16 protein-coding genes and 3 pseudogenes are annotated in these 24,795 nt (G+C 61.6%); 5 read left to right on the plus strand and 14 right to left on the minus strand.

Going from position 1 to position 24,795, the window contains the following annotated elements; all coding sequences use genetic code 11:
• The first annotated feature begins 439 nt into the window (after positions 1-439).
• Positions 440-1,458 (plus strand): annotated as a pseudogene (locus GN234_RS20550) (IS110 family RNA-guided transposase).
• 770 nt (positions 1,459-2,228) lie between these two features.
• On the opposite strand, the gene GN234_RS20555 reads toward GN234_RS20550, so the two are convergent.
• The 4 genes from GN234_RS20555 to GN234_RS20570 form a co-directional block, all read right to left on the minus strand.
• Positions 2,229-2,513 (minus strand): fructose-bisphosphate aldolase, encoded by a 285-nt coding sequence (locus GN234_RS20555; protein WP_176688985.1) that lies wholly within the window; start codon positions 2,511-2,513, stop codon positions 2,229-2,231.
• Between the two features lie 457 nt (positions 2,514-2,970).
• Positions 2,971-3,639 (minus strand): polysaccharide lyase family 7 protein, encoded by a 669-nt coding sequence (locus GN234_RS20560; protein WP_109755074.1) that lies wholly within the window; start codon positions 3,637-3,639, stop codon positions 2,971-2,973.
• Between the two features lie 328 nt (positions 3,640-3,967).
• On the minus strand, positions 3,968-4,636 hold the full coding sequence (locus GN234_RS20565; protein WP_109755073.1) for a polysaccharide lyase family 7 protein: 669 nt from the start codon (positions 4,634-4,636) through the stop codon (positions 3,968-3,970).
• 280 nt (positions 4,637-4,916) lie between these two features.
• A complete protein-coding gene (locus GN234_RS20570; protein WP_176688986.1) occupies positions 4,917-5,582 on the minus strand; it encodes a polysaccharide lyase family 7 protein in 666 nt (221 codons plus the stop codon).
• A gap of 321 nt (positions 5,583-5,903) precedes the next feature.
• On the opposite strand from GN234_RS20570, the gene GN234_RS20575 reads away from it, so the two are divergent.
• From GN234_RS20575 to GN234_RS20585, 3 genes are read left to right on the plus strand one after another with little or no spacing between them, the layout of a single operon-like run.
• Positions 5,904-8,027, plus strand: a complete 2,124-nt coding sequence (locus GN234_RS20575) for a putative bifunctional diguanylate cyclase/phosphodiesterase (protein WP_109755071.1) — start codon at positions 5,904-5,906, stop codon at positions 8,025-8,027.
• A gap of 42 nt (positions 8,028-8,069) precedes the next feature.
• Complete coding sequence (locus GN234_RS20580; protein WP_014340617.1) at positions 8,070-8,573, plus strand: M48 metallopeptidase family protein; 504 nt, start codon at positions 8,070-8,072, stop codon at positions 8,571-8,573.
• Between the two features lie 4 nt (positions 8,574-8,577).
• Positions 8,578-8,874 (plus strand): winged helix-turn-helix domain-containing protein, encoded by a 297-nt coding sequence (locus tag GN234_RS20585; RefSeq protein ID WP_109755069.1) that lies wholly within the window; start codon positions 8,578-8,580, stop codon positions 8,872-8,874.
• Between the two features lie 121 nt (positions 8,875-8,995).
• On the opposite strand, the gene GN234_RS20590 is transcribed toward GN234_RS20585, so the two are convergent.
• Positions 8,996-9,448 carry a GNAT family N-acetyltransferase gene (locus tag GN234_RS20590; protein WP_109755068.1) on the minus strand — a complete coding sequence of 151 codons (453 nt, stop codon included), beginning with the start codon at positions 9,446-9,448 and terminating at the stop codon, positions 8,996-8,998.
• 260 nt (positions 9,449-9,708) lie between these two features.
• On the opposite strand from GN234_RS20590, the gene GN234_RS20595 reads away from it, so the two are divergent.
• Positions 9,709-10,446: a substrate-binding periplasmic protein gene (locus GN234_RS20595; RefSeq protein WP_109755067.1), complete on the plus strand. Its 738-nt coding sequence runs from the start codon at positions 9,709-9,711 to the stop codon at positions 10,444-10,446.
• 132 nt (positions 10,447-10,578) lie between these two features.
• Here the strand turns inward: GN234_RS20595 and yccS are convergent, their stop codons facing one another.
• The 9 genes and pseudogenes from yccS to betI all read right to left on the minus strand — a co-directional run bounded on the left by yccS (position 10,579) and on the right by betI (position 24,709).
• Positions 10,579-12,762 (minus strand): YccS family putative transporter, encoded by a 2,184-nt coding sequence (gene yccS / locus GN234_RS20600; protein ID WP_109755066.1) that lies wholly within the window; start codon positions 12,760-12,762, stop codon positions 10,579-10,581.
• A gap of 276 nt (positions 12,763-13,038) precedes the next feature.
• Positions 13,039-14,217, minus strand: a complete 1,179-nt coding sequence (locus GN234_RS20605; protein WP_176688987.1) for a BaiN/RdsA family NAD(P)/FAD-dependent oxidoreductase — start codon at positions 14,215-14,217, stop codon at positions 13,039-13,041.
• Between the two features lie 187 nt (positions 14,218-14,404).
• Positions 14,405-15,742: an ATP-dependent RNA helicase DbpA gene (gene dbpA / locus GN234_RS20610; protein ID WP_233459556.1), complete on the minus strand. Its 1,338-nt coding sequence runs from the start codon at positions 15,740-15,742 to the stop codon at positions 14,405-14,407.
• A gap of 298 nt (positions 15,743-16,040) precedes the next feature.
• Entirely contained in the window at positions 16,041-17,468 is a 1,428-nt protein-coding gene (gene mdtD / locus GN234_RS20615) for a multidrug transporter subunit MdtD (protein WP_109755064.1), read from the minus strand.
• A 109-nt stretch (positions 17,469-17,577) separates the two neighbouring features.
• Entirely contained in the window at positions 17,578-18,915 is a 1,338-nt protein-coding gene (locus GN234_RS20620) for a TldD/PmbA family protein (protein WP_176689614.1), read from the minus strand.
• A 14-nt stretch (positions 18,916-18,929) separates the two neighbouring features.
• Positions 18,930-20,373, minus strand: a pseudogene (locus GN234_RS20625) (TldD/PmbA family protein).
• 233 nt (positions 20,374-20,606) lie between these two features.
• Positions 20,607-22,312, minus strand: a pseudogene (gene betA / locus GN234_RS20630) (choline dehydrogenase).
• Positions 22,313-22,535: 223 nt separating this feature from the next.
• Positions 22,536-24,008 (minus strand): betaine-aldehyde dehydrogenase, encoded by a 1,473-nt coding sequence (gene betB, locus GN234_RS20635; RefSeq protein ID WP_176688988.1) that lies wholly within the window; start codon positions 24,006-24,008, stop codon positions 22,536-22,538.
• Between the two features lie 80 nt (positions 24,009-24,088).
• Positions 24,089-24,709 carry a transcriptional regulator BetI gene (gene betI, locus GN234_RS20640; RefSeq protein WP_109755060.1) on the minus strand — a complete coding sequence of 207 codons (621 nt, stop codon included), beginning with the start codon at positions 24,707-24,709 and terminating at the stop codon, positions 24,089-24,091.
• Positions 24,710-24,795 lie beyond the last annotated feature (86 nt).

Here is a 24,795-nt window from a genome sequence, read left to right on the forward strand (position 1 = left end):
AGCCCGGAAGCCGGCCCAGTCGAAAGTAACCAAAGCGCTCCTGCCCACCACTCGGTGCCTCGCCTAGGCTCGGCATACCCTCACTCCGGCATTGCTCCGTGGGCCCGCCGCGAAGGGCCATCCATGGCCCAGCGCGGCTATCCCGGCATCCATGCCGGGATGCCCACTCCGCAATACCTGCGTTCGGCCATCGTGGTTAACGGGGCGCCAAAATCTACGTCCACCGCGAGGCGGCCTGACAGCCGGCCTGGCTCTTGCGGGGGGGTACACCCATCAGACTTGTTTGAGCTGGACCTGTGGGAGCAAAGCTTGCTCGCGAGGCGGCCTTATAGCCGACCTGCTCTTGCGGGTGTACCCAGTCCAATTAATGAAATGGCTACCCCACCGCCCCTGCGATCGCCCACTAAGCTTTCGCAGGGGCTCATCGGAGACTGTTGCCATGAACAAAGTAGCTATTGCCGCCATCGATTTGGGAAAACACTTTCACCTGCATGCTCAAGATGATCGTGGTCATGAGCTTTATCGCAAAAATTTACTCGAGTGACGCTCGCTCAACACCTGGCGAATCTCGAACCTTGCACCGTCGTGATGGAAGCTTGTGGCGGAGCCCACTTCATGGCGCAGGAGGTCGCGAAGCTGGGACATACGCCCAAGCTCATTGCTCCTCATCTCGTGCGTCCTTACGTGAAGAGCAACAAGAACGACTTCGCTGATGCCGAGGCGATCTGCGAGGCAGCGACTCGCCCAACGATGCGCTTTGTGCCGCCAAAAAACCAAGCTCAGCAGGCGCTAGCCATGCTCAACTCGACCCGCGATTCGTTCATCAAAGACCGCACCGCGACCGCCAATCGGATTCATGCCGCCCTTCTAGAGGTGGGCATCAGCCTGGCCCCAGGCTTCAAATCCATCAAAGAGCTTCCGGCGTGGCTGGAGGCGAGTTCACTTTCTGAACGCTTCAAAATTCTGATGAAGCTGCATGAGCACTTCAACCACCTGGATGAGCAGGTCAAGACACTGGACAAGGACGTGGAGAGCCAGGCCGCTGAAGATGATCTGGCGGCTCGTTTGATGACTATGCCCTGTGTCGGGCCGATCACCTCCAGCGCCCTGGCTGCTGAGTTGGGCGATGGTAAACAGTTCAAGTGCGGGCGAAACTATGCGGCCTCAATCGGGCTGGTGCCCAAACAGCATTCCACGGGCGACAAGACGGTACTGCTGGGCATCAGCAAGCGCGGTGATCGGAATCAGAGGCGTCTGCTCATCCAGTGTGCCCGAGTCTACTTAATGCAGCTGGAGCGCCAAAGAGGCTGGCTGGCGGACTGGGTCCGGCAGCTGTTGGCCCACCATCACTCCAACCATGTGGTCTGCGCGCTGGCCAATAAGATGGCGAGGATCGCTTGGGCGATTGCGGCACACCACACTGAATTCGATGCAGGGCCAGCTGCGATGAACACCTGACCCTGCTGTCACCGAGCACCACCCACCTGGTTTTGCGATGCTGGATAACTGATGACGTGAACGGCCAACCGGCCTGACGACAACCCTGAGCTCCCACACGGCTGAAAGGCCGTCCAATTAATTAGGATCGTCGGGCATCGATTCTCATCGAGGCGCGGGGCCACAACCCCACTCAGACGCCGGATAGATGAAAGCAAGCCAACCACGCATCAAAAACAGTATTGCAGAAAAGGGGATAACCATAGATGTGGGAGCGGGCTTGCTCGCGAAGGCAGTGTCATAGTCGATGAAGATGTTGAATGTGCTGTCGTCATCGCGAGCAGGCTCGCTCCCACATTAATTGGATCGGGGTACTCCCGGGAGAAAGAAACAGGTCGGCTATAAGGCCGCCTCGCGAGCAAGCTTTGCTCCCACAGATTTGACAGGTGTACGACCAGGAGAGCCAGGTCGGCTACTAGGCCGCCTCGCGGTGGACGTTGATCTCGGACGCCCCGTTAACCACGCTGGCCGAACGCAGGCATTGTGGAGTGGGCATCCCGGCATGGATGCCGGGATAGCCGCGCTGGGCCATGGATGGCCCTTCGCGGCGGGCCCACGGAGCAATGCCGGAGTGAGGGCATGCCGAGCCTAGGCGAGGCACCGAGTGGTGGGGCAGGAGCGCTTTGGTTACTTTCGACTGGGCCGGCTTCCGGGCTTTTCGAAAGTGACCCGCTGTAAGAGCGGAACCATAAGTGGCCGTTACCGCAGCAATGGATATACACACGGTATTTCTATTCCCCTTCAAGCCCGCGCTGTTCAATGACGCCAAACACGTCAGTGACATCCTGGACCAGGATCCGAGCCACATTGGTAAGGGTATTGAAGTCGCTGGCGGCCGAGTCTCGCAGGCTGGCGCAGGCCATGAGCGTCAAGTAATCGAGGGTGGCATGCAGGCGCTCGCTGGCACAGGCGTGAAGCTCTGTTAGCGGGACGGTTTTGTCGATGAACAGGACAGGTTGGGTGGTGGCGATCGGGGTGAGAGGGGTGAAGCGACTAAGCGATTGTTCGGCTTTCATGACAAACCTCTAACTCAAGAAAAAGTATTTGCCACTGTTTGCTGCGAAACAAATGGGTGGCAGCCATGTGCGGGTTCGCAGACCGAGGAGTTAGCACCCGGCAGACCCGAAGATCTCCCACACACAGCCGCCATAAAAAGCCGAACGTAGGCAGGATGCCCCTACGCCGATTTTTGACGGTCGTGATTCTAACTCACTGGGGCTGCGAAACCCTTGCCCACCGACCAAAGCCAGCAGACCCACCGAACTATAGAGGAGATTCTCGAAGCCAAAATCGACCTGTAGGACGCACCGGGCTCTTGTGGCGAGGGAGCTTGCTCCCGCTCGGGGGCGCAGCCGCCGCAAAACCGGCGCATGCGGTAGGTCTGACGAAAGGAGAGGGCTGCTGCGCAGCCCAGCGGGGATAAATCCCCTCGCCACAAGGGGATGTTTCCTACGAGATTTTCGGAAGCACTTTTTAAGTGTTGTGATCGATATCCAGCTTGCTGAACGTCACTTTCCCACCTTCGCTGGTATAGCCGCTGTTGTCCTGCACATACACCCCAGCCTTGAAGTACAACGGCTTGACCTTCCATTTGGCGCTGACGGTGGTGTACCAGCTACGACCCGCCGCAGTGATGCCCAGGTCACCGGTACGGTCGAGGTGGAGCCGATAATTGAAGGCCTGATTAAGTTTCACACCGTTGGCGACGGTAATGACCCGACCTTCGTCATCATCGGGGCGCATGCGCACTTTGGCGACGATGTCCCCGGTGTTGCTGGCATCCTTGTATTGGTACTCCAGCTTCACCATGGGCTTGCTGCTGTCCTTGGCATGAATCTGACCGATAACGATCTTGCCGCTGCTGGGGACTTGGTTGACCACCAGGGTCGCGCTCAATTTATTGTCGGCATCGGGATACAACCAATTGCGCAAGGTGCCGTCTTTATAAGTCTCTCGTAATTCGCTGCGCGGATAAATCGCGTTTTCAGTCTTGGTGCCGGTGACCGGTGACCAGAAATACACCGTGCTGCCTTCTGAGTTGAAATATTTATCCTTGAACCCATCCACCAGCCGAGGCGTTTCAATGGTTTTCGGCGGGCTGCCCTCGGGGATGCTCAAGTTCCAGGTTGCAAGATCGACCATGCTCGGATCCTTTCTGTACATAAGAAATGATTTACGCCACAGCCGAAGGCTCTAGGACGCGCTTTCGCTGGCGCCAGGAGGAAGCGGGATCGAACGTTTTCCACGTGGGTCCGGCGGAGGGTTGACGTCAGCAGACCGTCAGAGTGGCGTTTGCCGGTTTGGTGCCCGAGACAAGTGACCGTTAGTCGGTTAAAGCGGAATTTTTTTGAACGATGGCGATATGGCACCGCACACACGGCCTGTGTTCGATGGCGCTTGAGGCGCGAATATCCAAGGGTGAGGGAGGGCACAGGCAGCATCCGTGCTGCCATGGCGCCAGGAAAAGCGATCAGATGTTGTGGTCGATATCCAGCTGGCTGAACGTCACCTTTCCGCCTTCGGTGGTGTAGCCGGTGTTGTCCTGCACGTACACGCCCGCCTTGAAATACAGTGGTTTGACCTTCCAGGACGGGTCGATAGTGGTTCTCCAGTTGTAACCCGCCGCACTGATGCCCAGCGCGCCCTTCGGGCTGAGGTGGATCATGTAGGTAAAGCTGCGGTCGAGCTTCACGCCGGTGGCAATGGTGATGACCTGGCCCGTTTCGTCATCAGGACGCATGCGTACCTTGGCGACGATATTTCCGGTGGAGCTGTAGGCCTTGTATTGGTACTCCAGTTTCACCATCGGGCTGGTGCTGTCTTTGGTGTGGATCTGACCGATCACGATCTTGCCGCTACTGGGCACCTGGTTGACGGTGACGGCGGCACGCAGGATGTTGTCCGCCGCCGGATACAGCCAGTTGCGCAGGGTGCCGTCGCTGTAGGTTTCCCGCAGTTCGCTGCGCGGATAAATCGCGTTTGCAGTCTTGGTGCCGGTCACCGGCGCCCAGAAGAACAGCGTGCCGGTGTCGGAATGGAAATATTCGTCCTTGAAGCCTTGCGCCAGCCGCGGCGTTTCGATGGTCATTGCCGGGCTGCCTTCGGGGATGCTCAAGTTCCAGGTGTTGAGATCAATCATGGTCGGATCCTGCGTAACGGGCGTAAAAGTGCTGAGGACCAAAGCGGGAGGCTCTACTCCAAGCATTTGGGGTGTGTTGATCACGCAGGAAGGAGATTTTTGAATGACCATCCGGCGGATGTTTGACGTCAATTGTTCGTCGAATAGGTCATTTGCAGCATCTGTGCCTGGATAGGCAACCGTTAGTCGGCAGTTTCAAGCTCGCACTGAACGATTTCGAATTGATAGGGTCGCGTGGGCGGGCAGCATTGCGTTGCTGCCCTGGCGCCCCGCAAAGCGTCTAGAGGTGATCGATATCCAGCAGGCTGAACGTCACGGTCCCGCCTTCGGTGGGATAACCGGTGTTGTCCTGCACGTACACGCCCGCCTTGAAGTACAGCGGCTTGTCGCTCCAAGTGGAACTGATGGGGGAGCTCCACTGGTAACCCGCACCATTGATGGTCAGGACGCCGGCGGGGCTGAGATGGATCAGGTAAGAGAAGGACTGGTTGAGCTTTATGCCCGTGGCGATGGTGATGACCTGACCCGATTCGTCGTCGGGGCGCATGCGCACCTTGGCGACAATGTTGCCGGTGGAGCTGTAGGTCTTGTATTGGTATTCCAGCTTCACCAGGGGGCTGGTGCTGTCCTTGGTATGGATCTGACCGATGACGACCTTGCCGGAGCTGGGCACCTGGCTGACGACCAGGGTGGCAGCCAGCTTGTTGTCCGCCGCCGAGTACAGCCAATTGCGCAAGGTACCGTTGCTGTAGGTTTCACGAAGTTCACTGCGCGGATAAATAGCATTGGCGGTCGTGGCGCCGGTTACCGGTGCCCAGAAAAACACCGTGCCGGAGTCGGCATGGAAATACTGGTTTTGGAACCCTTGCACCAGTTGAGAGGTTTCGATGGTCGTCGGTGGGCTACCTTCGGGGATGCTCAGGTTCCAGGTGGCGAGATCAATCATGATCGGATCCTACGTAACGGGAGTGAAAATGCTGAACGCCCAACGAGAGGCTCTAGCCCGCGCTTGTGGGCGGATTAATCACGCAGAAGGGAAATTTTTTGATAACCGTCCGGCGGATGACTGACGTCAATTGTCTGTCGAAGATGTCTTTGCAGTTTCTGTGCCCGAGGAGGGTGACCGTTAGTCGGCTATTTCGGGCTTTGCCTGGATGATGGCGCGTTGACACCTACTGCTTTTCAAAATCCCGGTCTAGAGTGAGGGGACAGTATTTGTCCGCTTTGCTACGTAAAAACGGACGTGGCGCCCGATAAGAGAAGCAGCATGGAATGCGCGCAACCACCGCTCGGCGAAGACAGCTCTGTCCTTTTGATTGTTGATGATTACCCTGAAAACCTGCTCAGCATGCGAGCCTTGTTGCAGCGTCAGGATTGGCAAGTCATGACCGCGTCCTCGGGGGTCGAGGCGCTTAACCTGCTGCTCGAACATGACATCGACCTGGTTCTGCTGGATGTGCAGATGCCCGACATGGACGGTTTCGAAGTGGCGCGCCTGATGCGCGGCAGCCAGCGCACGCGGCTCACGCCGATCATTTTCCTGACCGCCAACGAACAATCCCAGGATGCGGTGATCAAGGGCTACGCCAGTGGCGCCGTGGATTACCTGTTCAAACCCTTCGATCCGCAGATCCTCAAGCCCAAGGTCCAGGCGTTGCTCGAGCACCAGCGCAATCGCCGGGCCTTGCAGCGCCTGAGCCAGGATCTCGAAGCGGCCAGGGCTTTCAACGCCTCGGTGCTGGACAACGCCGCCGAAGGCATCCTGGTGGTGGATGAGAATGGGTGTATTCGTTTCGCCAACCCGTCGACCTGCCGCTTGCTCAATGCCACCGCCGAGCATTTGCAGGACATGCCGTTCCTGGATTTCCTGCAGAAACCGCACATCCCCGAATGGATCGATTCCGATATCCACAACGCCTACCGTCGTGGTGAAACCTGGCGTTTGCATGATGCAGTCCTGCGCACTGCACCCGGCCAACAGGTGTCGGTGGCCTTGTCTTGTGCGCCGTTGCCCTCGGAGCAGAAAGCGATGGTGGTGACACTCCAGGACATGTCCGTGGTGCGCCACTTGCATCAGCAACTCGAATACCAGGCTGTCACAGACCCGCTGACCGGATTGCTCAACCGCCGCGGGTTCTACCAGACCGCGGAAAACCTGTTGATGCGCAGCGAGCGACTGGAGAGCAACTGGGTGCTGCTGTACCTGGACCTCGATGGCTTCAAGCGGGTCAATGACTCGCTGGGGCACGATGCCGGCGACCGGGTATTGCGCTGGGTATCGGAGCAGTTGAAGGCGTGCCTGCGGCCATTCGATATCCTGGCGCGGCTGGGCGGGGACGAGTTCACGGCGCTGCTGGACCTGGAATTTCCCGAGCAGGCGGCCAAGATCGCAGAGAAGCTTATCGAGCGAGTCGCGATCTGCCAGCAGATCGAAGGCATGGACGTGGCTCTGGGGGCCAGCATCGGTATCGCGACGTACCCGGATTGTGGCGCCAATCTCGATGGGTTGCTGCGGGCGTCCGATATCGCCATGTACGAAGCCAAGCGTGCCGGTCGCCAGCAATACCGTTTTTACGACCACGAAATGAACGGTCGAGCCCGTTCACGGCTGATGCTCGAAGAGAGCGTGCGCTCGGCCATCGAGAATCGCGATTTCAATATGGTCTACCAGCCGCAGGTGAGTATCGTCGACGGGCGGATTCGCGGGTTCGAGGCGTTGTTGCGCTGGCAGCACCCCAGCGTCGGCGATGTTCCGCCGGGCCTGTTCCTGCCCTTGCTGGAAGAGGCGCGGTTGATCAGTCGGCTGGGCAGCTGGATTTATCATCGCAGCGCTGCCCAGCGCAAAGTCTGGGAGCGCTTGTTCGCTGACGACCTGGTGTTGGGAGTGAGCCTGAGCAGTACTCAGTTCGGCATGCCAAACCTGGTGACCGAGTTGCGCCAGGTCCTGGAGCGCCATGCCTTGAAGCCTCGACAGTTGGAGGTCGAGGTGACCGAGGACGCGCTGATGCGCAATCCCGATGAAACCCAAAAGCAATTGCGCCTGCTGCGCCATCTCGGGGTGCGCGTGGCCTTGGATGACTTCGGTTCGGGGCCTTGCTCACTGACCCATCTGCGCGACCTTGAGCTCGATACGCTCAAGCTCGACCGGCACTTGATTGCCCGCCTGCCAGGGTCGCCCCGGGATGCCGCGTTGGCCGCCTCGGTGATCGACCTGTGTACGCAACTGGGCTTGCGGGTGATTGCCGAAGGGGTGGAAACCCACGAGCAATATCGGTGGTTGCAGGCCCATGGCTGTGAGTACGTGCAGGGGTTCCTCGTGGCGCGGCCCTTGATGGCCGAAGACACCAATGCCTTCGCCACACCATTCGACTGGAGCGCGGTGCAGGCCTGAATTCGCTACACTGGCGGCCTCTTGTGACAGTGTTGCCTCTTGATGACCGCGCTCAAATACCTCCAGGCCTATCCCGCCGCCCTGCAAGCCCAAGTGCAGCAATTGATCGCCCAGGACCGTCTGGGCGATTACTTGCAACAGCGCTATCCCGGGCGGCATCCGATCCAGAGCGACAAGGCTCTGTACGGTTACGCGCTGGATCTCAAGCAGCAATACCTGCGTAACGCGCCAGCCATCGACAAGGTGCTGTTCGACAATCGCCTGGACCTGACCCACCGCGCCCTCGGCCTGCACACGGCGGTGTCGCGGGTGCAGGGCGGCAAGCTAAAGGCCAAGAAGGAAATCCGCATCGCTGCGCTGTTCAAGGACGCGGCGCCCGAGTTCCTGAACATGATCGTGGTGCACGAACTGGCGCACTTCAAGGAGTCGGACCACAACAAGGCGTTCTACCAACTCTGCGAGCACATGCTGCCGGGCTATCACCAGTTGGAATTCGACCTGCGGGTGTACCTGACCTGGCGGGACCTGCAACCCCACAAGGAATGACCCGATGGACGTCAGCAAGACCAAGACCAGCTTCTACCGTCGTTTGTATGTGGCGTACCTGATCGACAGCGGCGTGGCCAGCAACATCCCGGCCCTCACCGAAGCCACCGGCATGCCACGGCGCACCGCCCAGGACACCGTCGCCGCGCTGGCTGACCTGGATATCATTTGTGAGTTCGAGCAGGAGCAGGGCGCACGCAATCATGCCGGGCGTTATCGGATTCGCGATTGGGGGGCGATCGATCGGGGGTGGATCGAGGGGAATCTGCAGCGGATCAAGGCGGTGCTGGAGTATCCCTGAGTTATGTCGGTGTGGGCCCCTTCGCGAGCAGGCTCGCTCCCACATTTTATTCATCTTCGTGAACAGATTTTGTGTTCACTGAAGATCCACTGTGGGAGCGAGCCTGCTCGCGAAAGCATTCTCAGGGCCGATGCATACCGATGTGTGGAATCCCATCCTCCAGATATTCCACACCCACCACCTCAAACCCATACCGCCCGTAGTACCCCTGCAAATGCGCCTGGGCCGACAATGAGATCGACGTGCCGGGCCAATGTTTCTCGGCCTGCTTCAGCGCTTCTTCCATCAGTGTGTGGCCTAGTCCCTGGCCGCGCGCTTGCGGTGCGATGATTACCCGTCCGATCACCACGTCACTGTTCTGCGAGTGCGGATCGAGCAAACGCAGGTAGGCCACCAGGTGGTTGTCCTGCCAGGCCATCAGATGGCAGGTGTCGCCTTCCAGGTCCAGGCCGTCGACGTCCGGGTAGGCGCAGTTCTGTTCGACGACAAACACCTCGGCACGCAGTTTGAGGATGGCGTACAGCTGTTCCTTGCTCAGGTCACTGTGATGTTTGCAGACCCATTCGATATCCATTTTGGAATTTCCTGAAGAACCTGATGCCGATATTAAGCGTGCTTTGCCCGGAAGTCTCTTTCCTCGGGTGGCTGGAAAATCTGTGACAAAGACCAAAATGCCATCATTCCCCTGTCGCGGCGTTGTCTTCTTTGTGTAATCTTCGTGACAGCGCTGCGTAGCGGTTGCAATGAGCTAATGTTAGGACCGGATGTCTGAGGATGTCCGTTGGGTTTCGGCTAAAAACAAACCGGGCTTTGAACCCGTCAAGGATGTTTGGCATGCCGCGATTGCATCGAGCTCTTGCATTGATCGGGTTGCTGTTGCTGAGCTACGAGGCTTGCGCGCAAAAGCTGCGTCTGGTCGCCGATGCCTGGCCACCCTTTACCGATTCCACGCTGGTCAATGGCGGCCTGGCGACTGATATCGTCGCCACGGCCCTGGCGCGGGCCGGCTATGCCACGGACTTCGAACAGGTGCCCTGGGCCCGGGCGATGCTGGGTATCAGCGAGGGCCGCTATGACGTGCTGGTCAACGCCTGGTACAGCGAGGAGCGCACTCAAATCGGCCAGTTCTCGGCCGAATACCTGCTCAACCGCGTGCGCTTCATCAAGCGCAAGGACGAATCGATCCAGTTCGACAGCCTGCAACAGCTGCACGCCTATCCCATCGCCGTGGTCCGCGGTTATGCCTATTCCAAGGACTTCGACGAAGACCCGCAAATGCAGAAAGTTCCTGTGCACAACTTCGCGATGGCGGTGCGCATGCTGGCGGCCGACCGCGTGAAGTTGACCCTGGAGGACGAATACGTCGCGCGCTATTACCTGGCCCGCGAATCGGCCAAGGTGCGTAGCGCCGTGGAATTCCTGCCCAAGCCATTGAGTGAAAACAGCCTGCACATCCTGGTCAGCCTGAAGAGCCCGGAGCATGAGCAGATCGTGGCCGGGTTTGACCGGGAGATCGCGGCGATGAAGGCGGATGGGAGTTATGCGCGGTTGTTGAAGGCACATGGGATGTAGGGCCTGAGCCGCCCCTATCGCGAGCAGGCGCGCCCCCACATGGACCTGCTGTAACACAAGGTCTATGTACGCCAACAATCCACTGTGGGAGCGAGCCTGCTCGCGATGAGGCCCGCCTAACCGCCACAAGCCTCAAGCCTCGCTGGTGTCCTTGACCAAATGCGCCGCTAAGGTCCGCAATGGACCGAGTTGCCGACAGATCAACCCCAATTGCGTCTGCACCAAGCGCTGGCCTTCGTCGATTTCATCGGGCATCTGCTCAAGCTCATTGGCCAGGGCTTCCTCCTCGTCGCTTTGCACGACTATCGGCGTTTTACTCGCCAGGCCCTGGGCAATTTCGTCGATGCTTGCCGCCAGTTTCACCCCCGCACCGTCGATCAGTTGCTCGCGTACCTGCGCCGGCAGTTCGGTGCCCCGGTGAGCACCCAGGCCGGACAGGTAACTGAGCAGCGTGTGGGACAGCACCAGGAAGCGGAACCCCACATCGGCTTCCTTACGGAAATGCCCCGGCTCCATGAGCATGTTCGCCAACGTGGTGGACAGCGCGGCGTCGGCGTTGTGGGCGTTGCGCCGGGCCAGGCGGTAGGCCAGGTCGTCGCTTTTGCCGGCGGCGTATTGCTGCATGATCTGGCGCAGGTAAATGCTGTTGCAGGTCAGCGTGTTGGCCAACACCTTGTTCAGCCGCCGACCTTGCCAGTCGGGCAGGAACAGGAACACCGCAAGCCCGGCGATCAGGCTGCCGAGCAGGGTATCGAACAACCGCGGCAGCAGCAGCCCGTAGCCGTCGCCCACCTGGTTGAAGCAGAACAGCACCATGATGGTGATCCCGGCAGTTGCCAGGGTGTAGCGGGTCGTGCGGTTGGTAAAGAACACCACCCCGGCGGCAATGGCGAAGCTCGATTGCACCAGTGGGTTGGGAAACAGATCGAACAACGCCCAGGCCACCGTCAGGCCGATGGCCGTACCGATGATCCGTTGGCCGAGCTTGCGCCGGGTGGCACCGTAGTTGGGTTGGCACACGAACAGCGTGGTGAGGATGATCCAATAGCCCTGGGACGGGTGGATCATGTGCACCACGGCGTAACCCACGCTTAGAGCCAGGGGCAAGCGCAGGGCATGGCGGAACAGCAGCGAGGTGGGCGTGAGCTGAGTGCGCAAACGCAGCCAGACATCCTTGAGGCTGCGCGGCGAGCGGTCGAGCAGGCTGCTGTCGGTGGCGTCGGCCAGGGCGTCGGGGTTGCTCGCGTCGCTGAGCAGGCGGTCCATGGTGGCAAGGTTCACCGACAGTGCCCGCAACGAACGCAACAAGCCGCGCCAGGCCGGGTTGCTCTGGATGCGCAGGTGTTCGAGGGAAGCGTGCAGGTCGTTGAGCGCCTCGGCGAAGGTGTCGTCGTAGACGAACGGCTGGCGTAGCTGGATCGACTCGGCCAACGCCTGGCAGGCCTTGCCTTGCTGGCGCAGCAGGCGCTGGCAGCGAAACAGCACGTCACTGTGGAAGAAGGCCTCGGCCAGGGCATTGTAGGGGTAGTGCGAAGAGCTGGCGCGTTCGTGGATGTCCTGGGCCAGGAAGTACAGCTTCAGGTAGCGGCTGACTTTCGACCCGGGCCGGCCGTTGCCTACGCGGTGCAGGATGATTTCCTTGGCGCTGTTGAGTGCCGCGACCACCCGGCCGTTTTGCTGGGCCAGCTCCAGGCGTCGGGCTTCGATGTCCAGTTGGCGGATCGGCTCCAGGAGCGACGATTTGAGTTTCAAATAGCGCCCCAGCTCACGAAACAGCCGCGCCAGGCTTTGTTGCACCGGTTGGTTGGAAAACAATGCCTGCCACAATACCGACAGCAAGCCGTACCACGCGGCACCGGCGACCAGCAGCAGGGGTTCATGCCAGAAGTCGGTGACCGCGCCACCGCGCTGGTCCACGCCGATCATGGTGTAGACCGAAAGAATCAACGTGGCCGAAGCGATGGCGCCATAGCGCTCACCCAGGGCGCCGAGCATGGTCAGGCCAAAGGCCGCCAGGGCCAAGGCGATGATGAACAGGACGGGGTAGGGGAACAGCAACTCCACCGACAGCGCCGCGACGGTGAAACACACCAGGGTCACGGCCAGCGCGTTGAGGCGGCCCTGCCAACCGTCGTCGGTCTCGGCCAGGGCGCTGGCGATGATGCCCAGGAACAGGGGGATCAGCAATGCCATCTCATCGAGATACCAGCACAGCCCCATGCTGCCGGTCAGGGCGATGAACACCCGCACGCTATAACTGAACTTATCCAACGCCCAAAGGCGACGCAAAGACTGGCTAAACGAGTTCGATGACATGAAGTGCACGGGCCTGACGGGCAATGACGCTAAATTGAGGCAGTAATGACGCCGACGCAATGGCGGCGATCACATCTGACAGCAAAAAGTGTTCCGGGGGACACCTGAGGCCACTTTATCTGTGGCGAGGGAGCTTGCTCCCGCTGGGCTGCGAAGCAGCCCCTTTGGTCTACGCGCGCTCTTTCAGATAGAGCACGGTGCCTGTTTTGCGACTGCTGCGCAGTCGAGCGGGAGCAAGCTCCCTCGCCACAAAAGCAGGCTCAGCATCGATTGGGCTCAGACGTATTGCGCGGCAGCGTACCCCGACGCCCAGGCCCACTGGAAGTTGAACCCGCCCAGGTGCCCGGTGACGTCCAGCACTTCGCCAATGAAATACAGCCCGGGGCTTTTCAGTGATTCCATGGTCTTGGACGAGACTTCCCGAGTGTCGACGCCGCCCAGGGTGACTTCGGCGGTGCGGTAGCCTTCGGTGCCGGCGGGGACGAGGTTCCAACATGCCAGTTTCTCGGCGATGTCCGCCAGTTCCGCGTGGGTGTATTGCTTCATGGGTTTGGAGACGAACCAGGTGTCGGCCAACAGGTTGGCCATTTTCTTGGTGAACAGCTCGCCCAGCAGGGTTTTCAGTTCGCTGTTGGGGCGTTCGGCCTGTTGCTGTTGCAGCCATTGCGGAACGTCGTGGTCAGGCAGCAGGTTGATCTGCACCGTGTCCCCCGGCTCCCAGAACGAGGAAATCTGCAGGATCGCCGGACCGCTCAGGCCGCGATGGGTGAACAGGATGTTCTCGCGAAAGCTCTGGTCGTTGCAGCTCACCAGGCAATCCACCGACGTCCCTGACAGCTCGGTGCACAGCGCCTTGAGCTGGTCGGTGATGGTGAACGGCACCAGCCCGGCACGGGTCGGCAGCAGTTGGTGACCGAACTGCTTGGCCACCTGGTAACCGAAACCGGTCGCCCCCAGGGTCGGGATCGACAGCCCGCCCGTGGCGATCACCAGGGATTGGCAGGCGATGGTGTCGAGGGTGGTTTGCAGCAGGTAGCCGCCGTCGGTTTTTTCGATCTGCGTGATCGAGGTGTCCAGGTGCAGGTTGACGCCCGCCTGGTCGCATTCATCGAGCAGCAGGCCGAGGATGTCGCTGGACTTGTTATCGCAGAACAACTGGCCGAGTTTTTTCTCGTGATAGGGCACGCCGTGCTTGGCCACCAGGGCAATGAAGTCCCATTGGGTGTAGCGGGCCAGGGCCGACTTGCAGAAGTGCGGGTTCTGCGAGAGGAAATTGCCCGGCTCGGTGTACATGTTGGTGAAATTGCAGCGTCCACCGCCCGACATGAGGATTTTCTTGCCAGCCTTGTTGGCGTGGTCCAGCAACATCACCTGCCGCCCGCGCGCGGCGGCGGTCAGCGCGCACATCAACCCCGCGGCGCCAGCGCCAATGATCACGACTTCGGTAGAGCGCAAAACGGTGTCCTCTCACAAATTCTAATTTCACCGAAAACCACTGTGGGAGCGGGCTGTGTGGGAGCAAAGCTTGCTCGCGATCCAGGCGCTGGAGTCCTCAAGAGACCGCGGCGTTTTCATCGCGGGCAAGCCTTGCTCCCACACAGCTCGCTCCCACAGTTTGATCTCTGTTTGTCAGGCGATTGGATTACAGGATCCGCACCCGCAACGACCGGCCCTTGATCTTGCCATCGTTCAGGCGTTGCAGGGCCTGTTTGGCGATGCCGCGCTCCACGGCCACGTAGGCCTGGAAATCAAAGATCGCGATCTTGCCGACCTGGGCGCCGGGGATGCCTGCCTCGCCGGTCAGGGCGCCGAGGATGTCGCCGGGGCGGACCTTGTCCTTGCGCCCGGCGCCGATGCACAGGGTGCTCATGGCTGGCAGCAGCGGGCCGCCGCCTTGGGACTTGAGGTTGTCCAGTTGGTCCCAGCTCAGCGGCGACTTCTGCAGTTGCTCGATGGCTTGGGCGCGGTGGGCTTCGGACGGCGCCACCAGGCTGATGGCGATGCCTTTCTCGCCGGCACGACCGGTGCGGCCGACGCGGTGGATGTGGATTTCCGAGTCCCGGGCCAGTTCGACGTTGATCACCATGTCCAGGGCATCGATGTCCAGGCCGCGGGCCGCCACGTCGGTGGCCACCAGCACCGAGGTGCTGCGGTTGGCGAACATCGCCAGCACCTGGTCGCGGTCACGCTGTTCCAGGTCGCCGTGCAGGCCGACGGCAGAGATACCCTTGGACGTCAGGTGGTCGACGGTTTCCTGGACCTGCTGCTTGGTGAAGCAGAACGCCACGCAAGAGGCCGGACGGAAATGCGCCAGCACCTTGACCACCGCGTCCATGCGTTCTTCGGGAGCGATCTCGTAGAAACGCTGCTCGATCTGCGCGTCGGAGTGGAACGCCTCGGCTTTGACTTGCTGCGGGTTGCGCATGAACTTGGACGACAGTTGCTTGATGCCCACCGGGTAGGTGGCGGAGAACAGCAGTGTCTGGCGGCGTTCCGGGGTCTGCTGGATGATGTCTTCGATGGCGTCGTAGAAACCCATGTCGAGCATGCGGTCGGCTTCGTCGAGGATCAGCGTGTTGAGGCCGTCGAGCACCAGTGAACCCTTGCGCAGGTGTTGCTGGATGCGTCCCGGCGTGCCGACGATGATGTGGGCGCCGTGTTCCAGGGAGGCGATCTGCGGACCGAAGGACACGCCACCGCACAGGGTCAGGACCTTGATGTTGTCTTCGGCGCGGGCCAGGCGGCGGATTTCCTTGGCGACCTGGTCGGCCAGCTCGCGGGTCGGGCACATCACCAGTGCCTGGCAGCCGAAGAAACGCGGGTTGATCGGGTTCAGCAGGCCGATGCCGAAGGCCGCGGTCTTGCCGCTGCCGGTCTTGGCCTGGGCGATCAGGTCCATGCCCTTGAGAATCACCGGCAAGCTCTGCGCCTGGATCGGCGTCATCTGGGCATAACCGAGTGATTCGAGGTTAGCCAGCATGGCGGCGGACAGCGGCAAAGTATTAAAAGCGGTGGCAATGGTGGTCACGGGACTGGCCTGCAAAACAAAATGTCGCGCAGTGTAGCAGCCTCGTGCCACTTTCTTCGAAAGTTCTGGACGAGCTGTGAGGGCAGGGCCTGCCCTTGGGGGCGGGCAATTCCAGAAACTTTGGGAGCTCTGGAGCTGTGGGAGCAAAGCTTGCTCGCGATGTAGGCGACGCATTTCCCCCAGGAAAACCGAGTCGCCTGCATCGCGGGCAAGCCTTGCTCCCACAAAAAGCGCCAAGCCACGAAGCCGCTTAGTGCTCGATATGCTCATCCGGCCGCTTGACCCGCCGCCCATCCTGTTTCGACAACTGGGAAAAAATCGTCGCCGCCAGCATCGCCATGATCCCCACCGTCACGAACGTCAGCTGGAACGCCCCCAGCACCGTCTCCACCCCGTCGTTGCCAACCTGGGCGGTGAAGCCGCCGAGCAAGGCGCCGGCGCAGGCCACGCCCAGGCTCAGGGACAGTTGCGCCACCACCGACAGCAGGCTGTTGCCGCTGCTGGCACTGGCGTCGTCCAGGTCGATCAGGGTCACGGTGTTCATCGCGGTGAATTGCAACGAGTTGATTGCCCCCAGCACCGCCAGTTGCGCCAGCAGCAGCCAATACGGCGTCTGTTCGCTGACCAGGCCCATGCTCGCCAGCATCAGGCCCAGGGCCAGGGTGTTGCCGGTCAGGACGATGCGATAGCCCAGGCGTTCGATCAGCGGCCGGGCCACGGACTTGGCGACCATTGCCGCCGCCGCCAGGGGCAGCATGCTCATGCCGGCCTGGGACGGTGAATAACCCAGGGCCACTTGCAGCAGCAAGGGCACCAGAAACGGCAGGGCGCCGCTGCCCAGGCGGGCGAACAGGTTGCCGAGAATGCCCACGGCGAAGGTCCGGGTCTTGAACAGCGACGGTGGGAACAGCGCGTTCTCGACGTGCCCGGCCCTCAGCCAGTAGGCCGCCAGGCAGGCCATGCCGCCGAACAGCAGCAACATCACCCGCAGGTGCGGCAGGTGCAGTTCGCCGAGGCCCTCCATGGCAATGGTGATCAGCACCATCGCCGCGCCGAACAGCAGGAACCCCAACCCATCGAACCGCGTTCGCTCGCTGCCGCGCAGGTCGGGGATGAACTTCCATACCGCATAACAGCCGATCACACCCACCGGCAGGTTGATGATGAAGATCCAGTGCCAGGTCAGGTATTCCACCATCCAGCCGCCCATGGTCGGCCCGATCAGCGGGCCGAGCAGGCCGGGAATGGTGATGAAGCCCATGATTCGCACCAACTCCGAGCGCGGGTACGCCCGCAGCACCACCAGCCTGCCCACCGGCAGCATCAATGCACCGCCCAGGCCCTGGATGACTCGCGCACCGATCAGCATGCTCAACGAATTGGACAGGGCGCACAGCAGCGAGCCGAAGCTGAACAACAGGATCGCCCCGAAGAAAATCTTCTTGGTGCCGAAGCGGTCGGCGACCCAGCCCGACGCCGGGATCAGCAGCGCCACGGTGAGCATGTAGGCAATGATCACGCCCTGCATGCGCAACGGGTTTTCCGCCAGGTCACTGGCCATGGCGGGCAGGGCGGTGTTGAGGATGGTCCCGTCCAGGGACTGCATGAAGAAGGCGATTGCCACGACCCAAGGAAGCCAGCGGGCGGTGACGGCGTCGAGCGGTGCGCGGTTGGGCATGGGACCTCTTGTTTGTGTCCGGTGTTGATGGTGGCTTCATCGCGGGCAAGCCTTGCTCCCACATGCATGGCGCACATCCTGTGGGAGCAAGGCTTGCCCGCGATGCTTTTTACAGGGTCAGGGTCAACCGCTTGACCAGCGCCCCCGGCAACAGCATCGAAGCCGTGGCCCGCTGGCTGTAGGTGCTGGCCGAGAGCAGCAGTTCCCGCTCCCGGGTCAGGCCTTCGAGTTGTGAGCCGAGCAGGCTGTAGACGCTGTCGTCGAAGCGCATGGTACTGACCGGCGCCACGATCTGGCCGTTCTCGACCCAGAACGTGGCGAAGCGAGTCATGCCGGTCAGGCGGGCGGCCGGTTGGTCCGAGTAGTTCAGGTACCAGAGGTTGCTGATGTACAGCCCGGTGCCAAGTTGTTCGAGGATGTCTTTTTGCGCCAGTTGCCCGCCCTGCATGTCCAGCGCGGTGGGGTACTCGTAGCTGCTGGCGCCATTGGCGGCGAGGCCGTATTCGGCGGCGCTGCGGGAGTTGACCAGCCGTGCGTTGGCCGTGCCCGTGGCGATCAGCGCCAGGTCATCGCGGGGATAACCTTCGTCGGAAAACGCCGGGCTCAAGGAGCCGCTGACCTGCTCGCTCAGCCATACGTCGGGGCTCAGGCTGGCTTCGTTGGCGTAGAACTTCTGCAACGGGCTCTGCTTGCTGGCAATCGCCCGGGCCGAGAATCCTCCCCAACTGAGCATGCCCATGATTTCTTCCAGGGCGGCCGGTGCCAGGTAGGCGCGGTATTCGCCGGGCGCCAGCGTGCGCAGCGGGCGGCCGAGAAACGCCAATTGCTCGCGGGCCTGCTCGAAGCGCCGGGCAAATCCTTCGCTGCTCCAGACATGCCCGGCGTAGCTGGCTTTCACTGCCTGGCCGTTTTCATGGAACAGGCTGAAATCGAAGTTGAAGCTGTTGGCCTGATGCCAGCCGAACGCGCCCGAGGAACTGGCGAAGCCTCGGCTGATGGGCCCGGCGGCGTAGAAACCCACCAGGTCCAGGCCTGCGGCGGCGCGAGTGATTTCAGCCACGGCCTGCTCGGTATCCGGCAACGGATGGTCCTGCACGTTATGGCTCTGCCAGTGGTTGGGGTTGAGCAGCAGATACGGATCGCGGGGCAGCAGCGGCAAGGTTTCGCGCAGCTGTTGCAGGCCTTCGGCCAGGCGTTGCAGATCGGTCTCGGTGTTGCCGGACAAGGTGATCTGCAGGTCGGCGTGGCGGCCGTCGTCGATCAGTTTGAAACTGACATTGGCCTGTTGCACCTGCCCGGCCTGGCGCACCTTGCCGTGGTTGAAGCGCACGAAGGCCGAGGACTCGGCGGCGTAGCCGAGGGTGAACTGTTCAGGCTCATGCAGCGCAGCGCGGAGCCAGTCGACCAAAACCTTGAATGCCTCGGCCTGATTCTTGACGGTGCTCATATTCTCGGAGCTCATCAGGCATCTCCCCCAAACACATCAACGTTGCTGAACACACAGGCCGGCGAGGCATGGCCGACGCGGATGACCTGGTTCGGTTCGCCCTTGCCACAGTTCGGCGTGCCGAGGACCTGGAAGGTGCTGGCATCGCCCACGGCGCGCAGGCTCTTCCAGAACTGCGCGGAAATGCCGCGGTAGTTGGGGTTCTTCACCACGCCCTTGAGCTCGCCGTTCTCGATCAACTGGCCCCACTCGCAGCCGAACTGGAACTTGTTGCGGGCATCATCGATGGACCAGGAGCGGTTGGTACGCATCAGCACGCCGTGCTCGGTGCCCTGGATCAGTTGCTCCAGGGTCTGGTCGCCAGGTTCGATGTTCAGGTTCGCCATGCGGTCGATGGGCGGACGATTCCAGCCGCAGGCGCGGCTGTTGGCGACACCGGCAAGGCCCGCGCGGAATTGCGACAGCGCACCGCCCAATGGCCGCAGCAGCAGGCCATCACGGATCAGGAACTGTTTGCTGGCGGCAGTGCCCTCGTCGTCATGGCTGTAGCTGGCCAATTCCTCGGGGATATCCGGGTCGAAGGTGACGTTCAGCAGGCTGGAGCCATATTGCAGGTGCCCGAAGTCGCTGGCCTTGATGAAACTGGTGCCAGCGTAATTGCGCTCGTCTCCCAGGATGCGGTCCAGCTCCAGCGGATGACCGATGGACTCGTGGATCTGCAGCATCATCTGGTCGGGCATCAGCAGCAGGTCGCGGGGGCCTTGCGGCGTGTTCGGCGCCATCAGCAATTGCAGGGCCTGGTCGGCGATTTTCAGCCCGGCACCGATCAGGCCGCAGCGGCTGATCACATCGAAGCCGCCTTGCTGGCCGAAATTTTCCCGCCCCAGGGTGCGGGTCTGGCTGTCGTGGCCGTCGAAGGCGGTGACTTCCAGGGCCGGGTAGATGAAGCGTTGGGCCTGGCGCAGTTCAGCGCCGGCACTGTTGAGGTAGATCTGCTCGACCTGGGTCAGGCCGATGCTGGCCTGCCAGTTCACCAGGCGTTCGTCCTGGGGGACTGCGGCCGATTCGTCGCCGAGCAATTGGTAGCAGTCGCTCAGGGCAGGAAAGGTCTGGTCGAAATTCGGCGAGAAGTAATCAGCGCGGTCGCTGGACACCGCTTGCTCGCGCAGGTCGAGCAGGGCGTGGGGCTTGAGCCCGCGAGCGTGTCGTTCGGCCTGTTCCAGCGCCGCTTGCAGGCCGGCCTGGGACAGGTCGTTGGTAGCGGCATACGCCTCGACCCCGTTGACCCGTGCGGTGAGCATCGCACCTTCATCACGGCTTAGGCTGGGCGGTTCGGCGACATTCTTGCGCACCGACAAGTGCTGGCCGGACTCGCGCACGTAACGCAGGGGAAAAGAATTCAGCGCCCGTGCGCAAGGCAGCAAAACGCTGCTTGAGCTGGGGGTGGAAGTCGAACATGGAACCTCCTTGTCTGGAGTGGCGGTGCAGCGGCGTGTGGCGTATTGACGCGGTGGCTCTAGAGTAGGCCTGGGGTGGGGGAGGGATCAAGGAAGATGGGGATTTACGATGCCAGGTCGGGTGCCATCGCGAGCAGGCTCGCTCCCACAGTGGATCTTTGGTGACCACAAAATCTGCGGCCACCACCAATCCTCCTGTGGGAGCGAGCCTGCTCGCGATGGCGGTGTGATGTCTTACTGCGCCATAGGCCCCACTTCGCGCATTGGCTTGCCGCGCACCGGCGCATCACCAGCCACGTAGTACGGCGCAGTGCTGCGTGGCAGGGGGTTTGCGGCCACGGATCTTGTCGGCGATTTTCTCGGCGATCATGATCGTCGGCGCGTTCAGGTTGCCGGTGGTGATGATCGGCATGATCGAGGCATCGACCACGCGCAACCCTTGCATGCCATGCACGCGGCCTTCGCCGTCCACCACCGCCATGTCATCGGTGCCCATCTTGCACGAGCAGGACGGGTGGAACGCGGTTTCGGCGTGTTCACGGATGAACTGGTCCAGTTGCGCGTCCGTCTGCACCTCGATGCCCGGGCTGATCTCGCGACCCCGGAACGGATCGAGCGCCGGCTGCTGCATGATCTCGCGGGTCAGGCGGATGCCGTCGCGAAACTCCTGCCAGTCCTGTTCGGTGGCCATGTAGTTGAACAGGATGCTCGGGTGCTGACGTGGGTCCTTGGACTTGGCCTGGATCCGCCCACGGCTCGGCGAGCGCATGGAGCCCATGTGTGCCTGGAAACCGTGCTCCTTCACACCGTTGCTGCCGTTGTAGTTAATCGCCACCGGCAGGAAGTGATACTGGATGTTCGGCCAATCGAATTCCGGGCGGGTGCGGATGAAACCGCCAGCCTCGAACTGGTTGCTGGCGCCAATGCCGGTGCCGTTGAACAGCCATTCGGCACCGATGGCCGGCTGGTTGTACCAGAGCAGCGACGGGTACAGCGAGACCGGTTGGGTACAGGCGTATTGCAGGTACAGTTCCAGGTGATCCTGCAGGTTTTCACCGACGCCTGGCAGGTCGTGGACCACCGGGATGTCGAGGCTTTCCAGCAATTTGGCCGGACCGACGCCGGAGCGTTGCAGGATCTGCGGCGAGGCGATGGCGCCGGAGCACAGCAGCACTTCCTTGCGTGCCCGGGCTTCGACGCGCTCTTCGGCCGCGCCCACCAGGTAACGTACGCCGACCGCGCGCTTGCCTTCGAACAGGATCTTGTCGGTCAGGGCGTGGGTGACGATGGTCAGGGTCGAGCGCTTCTTGGCGATATCCAGGTAACCGCGCGCGGTACTGGCGCGACGGCCGTTGGGCGTGACGGTACGGTCCATAGGGCCGAAACCTTCCTGCTGGTAGCCGTTGAGGTCTTCGGTACGCGGGTAACCGGCCTGCACGCCGGCTTCGACCATGGCTTGGAACAGCGGGTTGTTGCCGGCCTTGGGCGTGGTCACGCTGACCGGGCCATCACCGCCGTGATAGTCGTTCGGGCCGATGTCGCGGGTTTCGGCTTTGCGGAAATACGGCAGGCAATCCAGGTAGGTCCAGTCTTCCAGGCCCGGCAGTTTGGCCCAGTTGTCATAGTCCAGGGCGTTGCCGCGGATGTAGCACATGCCGTTGATCAACGACGAACCGCCCAGGCCCTTGCCGCGCCCGCATTCCATGCGACGGCCGTTCATGTGCGGCTCCGGGTCGGTCTCGTAGGCCCAGTTGTAGCGCCGGCCTTGCAGCGGGAAGGCCAGGGCGGCGGGCATTTGCGTGCGGAAGTCCAGGCGATAGTCCGGGCCGCCGGCTTCAAGCAACAGGACGGTGACGCCTTCATCCTCGGTCAGGCGAGTGGCCAGGGGTGTTACCGGCCGAGCCGGCACCGATGATGATGTAATCGAATTCTTGGGACATGAAAATGCACCCTCTTTTTGAATTGGGTTCAGGTCGCGCTCCTCGAGTGCCACGTTCTCCGTGGCGAGGGAGCTTGCTCCCGCTCGGCTGCGCAGCAGTCGCAAACAGGGCGGCCGTGTTCTGTCTGGATGAGCTTGGAGCCTGAAGTCGGGGCCGCTTCGCGGCCCAGCGGGAGCAAGCTCCCCTCGCCACACAAGGCCCCGGCCTCAGGCTCGGTGTCAGATCAGAACACCGACGCGTAATCGCCCAGTTCGACCTGTACCGATTTGATGCGTGTGAAGTTGTTCAGCGAGCTGATGCCGTTCTCCCGGCCCACGCCCGATTGCTTGTAGCCGCCAACCGGCATTTCAGCCGCCGATTCGCCCCAGGCGTTGATCCAGCAGATACCGGCCTCGAGCTGGTGGATCACGCGGTGGGCGCGGTTCAGGTCGCGGGTGACGACGCCGGCGGCCAGGCCGAAGTCGGTGTCGTTGGCGCGGCGGATCACTTCTTCTTCGGTTTCATAGGTGAGGATGCTCATCACCGGGCCGAAGATTTCTTCACGCACGATGGTCATCTCGTCGGTGCAGTCGGTGAACACGGTGGGAGCGACGAACGCGCCCTTGGCCAATTCGCCGTCGGTCAAGCGCCCGCCGCCGCACAGCAGGCGCGCGCCCTCGGCCTTGCCTTTCTCGATGTAGCCCAACACGCTTTCCATGTGGGCGAAGCTCACCAGCGGGCCGAAGTTGGTGTTTTCGTCCTCTGGATTACCGATGCGGATGCGCGCCACGCGCTCGGCGATCTTGGCCTCGAAGGCGGCCTTGAGGTGGCTCGGCACGAACACGCGGGTACCGTTGGTGCAGACCTGGCCGGAGCTGTAGAAGTTGGCCATCATCGCGGTGTCGGCGGCGCGATCCAGGTCGGCATCGTCGAAGATGATCAGCGGTGACTTGCCGCCCAGTTCCATGGTCACGTCCTTGAGCGAAGAACTCGAGGCGCTGGCCATGACTTTCTTGCCGGTGTCGGTGCCGCCGGTAAAGGAGATTTTCTCGATGCGCGGGTGTTCGGTCAGCCAGGTGCCGACTTCGCGGCCGCTGCCGGTCAGTACGTTGAACACACCCGCTGGAACGCCGGCTTCGGTGTAGATCTCGGCCAGTTTCAGGGTGGTCAGCGAGGTGACTTCGCTCGGCTTGAAGATCATCGCGTTACCGGCTGCCAGGGCCGGGGCGGATTTCCACAGGGCGATCTGGATCGGGTAGTTCCACGCGCCGATACCGGCCACCACGCCCAGGGGCTCGCGGCGGGTGTAGACGAACGACGTGGTGCGCAGCGGCACCTGCTCGCCTTCGATGGCAGGCACCAGGCCGGCGTAGTATTCCAGCACGTCGGCGCCGGTGACGATGTCGACATAGCGGGTTTCGGAATAAGCCTTGCCGGTGTCGAGGGTTTCCAGGGCGGCCAGCTCATCGTTGCGCTCGCGCAGGATTTCCACCGCGCGACGCAGGATGCGCGAACGCTGCATGGCGGTCATGGCGGCCCAGACCTTCTGACCCTTCTCGGCGCTGACCACGGCGCGCTCGACGTCCTCGAACGTGGCGCGCTGCACCTGGGCAAGAACTTCACCGTTGGCAGGGTTGATGGCTTCGAAAGTGGCATCGCCGCTGGCATCGCTGTACGCGCCATCGATGTAGAGTTTTTGCAGTTCGAAACGGGCCATAAAGTCCTCGCAAGTGCATAAAGTGGTTGGCTGGCCACCGAGCGTGTCGTCTATAGCTGACTACGCGGTTCGGCGACGGTTCAGGAGCCGAGCGGTTCTGTGTGCTCTGATACCCCTGCCTTGGCCAGTTGGAAATCCATGTATTCGTAAGCGATCCGGTGCGCCTGGGCGGTATCGAACGCGTCTCCCGACAGCGCTCCGCGCAGCCACAAACCGTCAATCAGCGCGGCCAGGCCCCGTGCCGCGCTGCGGGCCTCATCGAGGGACAACACGCGGCGGAACTGGCAACACAGGTTGGAGTACAGGCGGTGGTCGTTGATCCGCTGCAACCTGTGCAATGACGGGTGATGCATGCTGGTGGCCCAGAAGGCCAACCAGGTTTTCATTGCCGGGCCGTTGACCTGGCTGGCGTCGAAGTTGCCTTCGATGATCACCTTCAGGTGAGCCCGTGGGCTCGAGTCCTCGAGCGCCTGGCGGCGCGCGGTGACGTTCTCGCTCAGGACAGTCATCAGGTACTGGGCCGTGGCCGCGATCAGGCCATTCTTGTCCTGAAAGTAGTGACTGATGATCCCGTTGGAAACACCGGCCAAACGGGCGATCAGCGCAATGCTGGCGTCCCCCATGCCGACCTGATCGACCGCTTGCAACGTGGCTTCGATCAATTGTTGACGGCGGATGGGTTGCATACCGACCTTGGGCATCTAGCACATCTCCTTAGGCCATCCGGCGCACGAATGTCGTTTGCCGGAATGAAAGCCAGTCTATTTTGTTTTGATTGAACGTTCAA

It is taken from the genome of Pseudomonas bijieensis, from assembly GCF_013347965.1.
In the GTDB taxonomy this organism is placed as follows: Bacteria; Pseudomonadota; Gammaproteobacteria; order Pseudomonadales; family Pseudomonadaceae; genus Aquipseudomonas; species Aquipseudomonas bijieensis.

Excerpts from the sequence above, each read along its gene's own strand:
- GN234_RS20555 (WP_176688985.1), bottom strand. The coding sequence starts at position 2,513 with ATGAAAGCCGAACAATCGCTTAGTCGCTTCACCCCTCTCACCCCGATC.
- GN234_RS20560 (WP_109755074.1), bottom strand. The coding sequence starts at position 3,639 with ATGGTCGATCTTGCAACCTGGAACTTGAGCATCCCCGAGGGCAGCCCG.
- GN234_RS20565 (WP_109755073.1), bottom strand. The coding sequence starts at position 4,636 with ATGATTGATCTCAACACCTGGAACTTGAGCATCCCCGAAGGCAGCCCG.
- GN234_RS20570 (WP_176688986.1), bottom strand. The coding sequence starts at position 5,582 with ATGATTGATCTCGCCACCTGGAACCTGAGCATCCCCGAAGGTAGCCCA.
- GN234_RS20575 (WP_109755071.1), top strand. The coding sequence starts at position 5,904 with ATGGAATGCGCGCAACCACCGCTCGGCGAAGACAGCTCTGTCCTTTTG.
- GN234_RS20580 (WP_014340617.1), top strand. The coding sequence starts at position 8,070 with ATGACCGCGCTCAAATACCTCCAGGCCTATCCCGCCGCCCTGCAAGCC.
- GN234_RS20585 (WP_109755069.1), top strand. The coding sequence starts at position 8,578 with ATGGACGTCAGCAAGACCAAGACCAGCTTCTACCGTCGTTTGTATGTG.
- GN234_RS20590 (WP_109755068.1), bottom strand. The coding sequence starts at position 9,448 with ATGGATATCGAATGGGTCTGCAAACATCACAGTGACCTGAGCAAGGAA.
- GN234_RS20595 (WP_109755067.1), top strand. The coding sequence starts at position 9,709 with ATGCCGCGATTGCATCGAGCTCTTGCATTGATCGGGTTGCTGTTGCTG.
- yccS (WP_109755066.1), bottom strand. The coding sequence starts at position 12,762 with ATGTCATCGAACTCGTTTAGCCAGTCTTTGCGTCGCCTTTGGGCGTTG.
- dbpA (WP_233459556.1), bottom strand. The coding sequence starts at position 15,742 with ATGCTGGCTAACCTCGAATCACTCGGTTATGCCCAGATGACGCCGATC.
- mdtD (WP_109755064.1), bottom strand. The coding sequence starts at position 17,468 with ATGCCCAACCGCGCACCGCTCGACGCCGTCACCGCCCGCTGGCTTCCT.
- GN234_RS20620 (WP_176689614.1), bottom strand. The coding sequence starts at position 18,915 with ATGAGCACCGTCAAGAATCAGGCCGAGGCATTCAAGGTTTTGGTCGAC.
- betB (WP_176688988.1), bottom strand. The coding sequence starts at position 24,008 with ATGGCCCGTTTCGAACTGCAAAAACTCTACATCGATGGCGCGTACAGC.
- betI (WP_109755060.1), bottom strand. The coding sequence starts at position 24,709 with ATGCCCAAGGTCGGTATGCAACCCATCCGCCGTCAACAATTGATCGAA.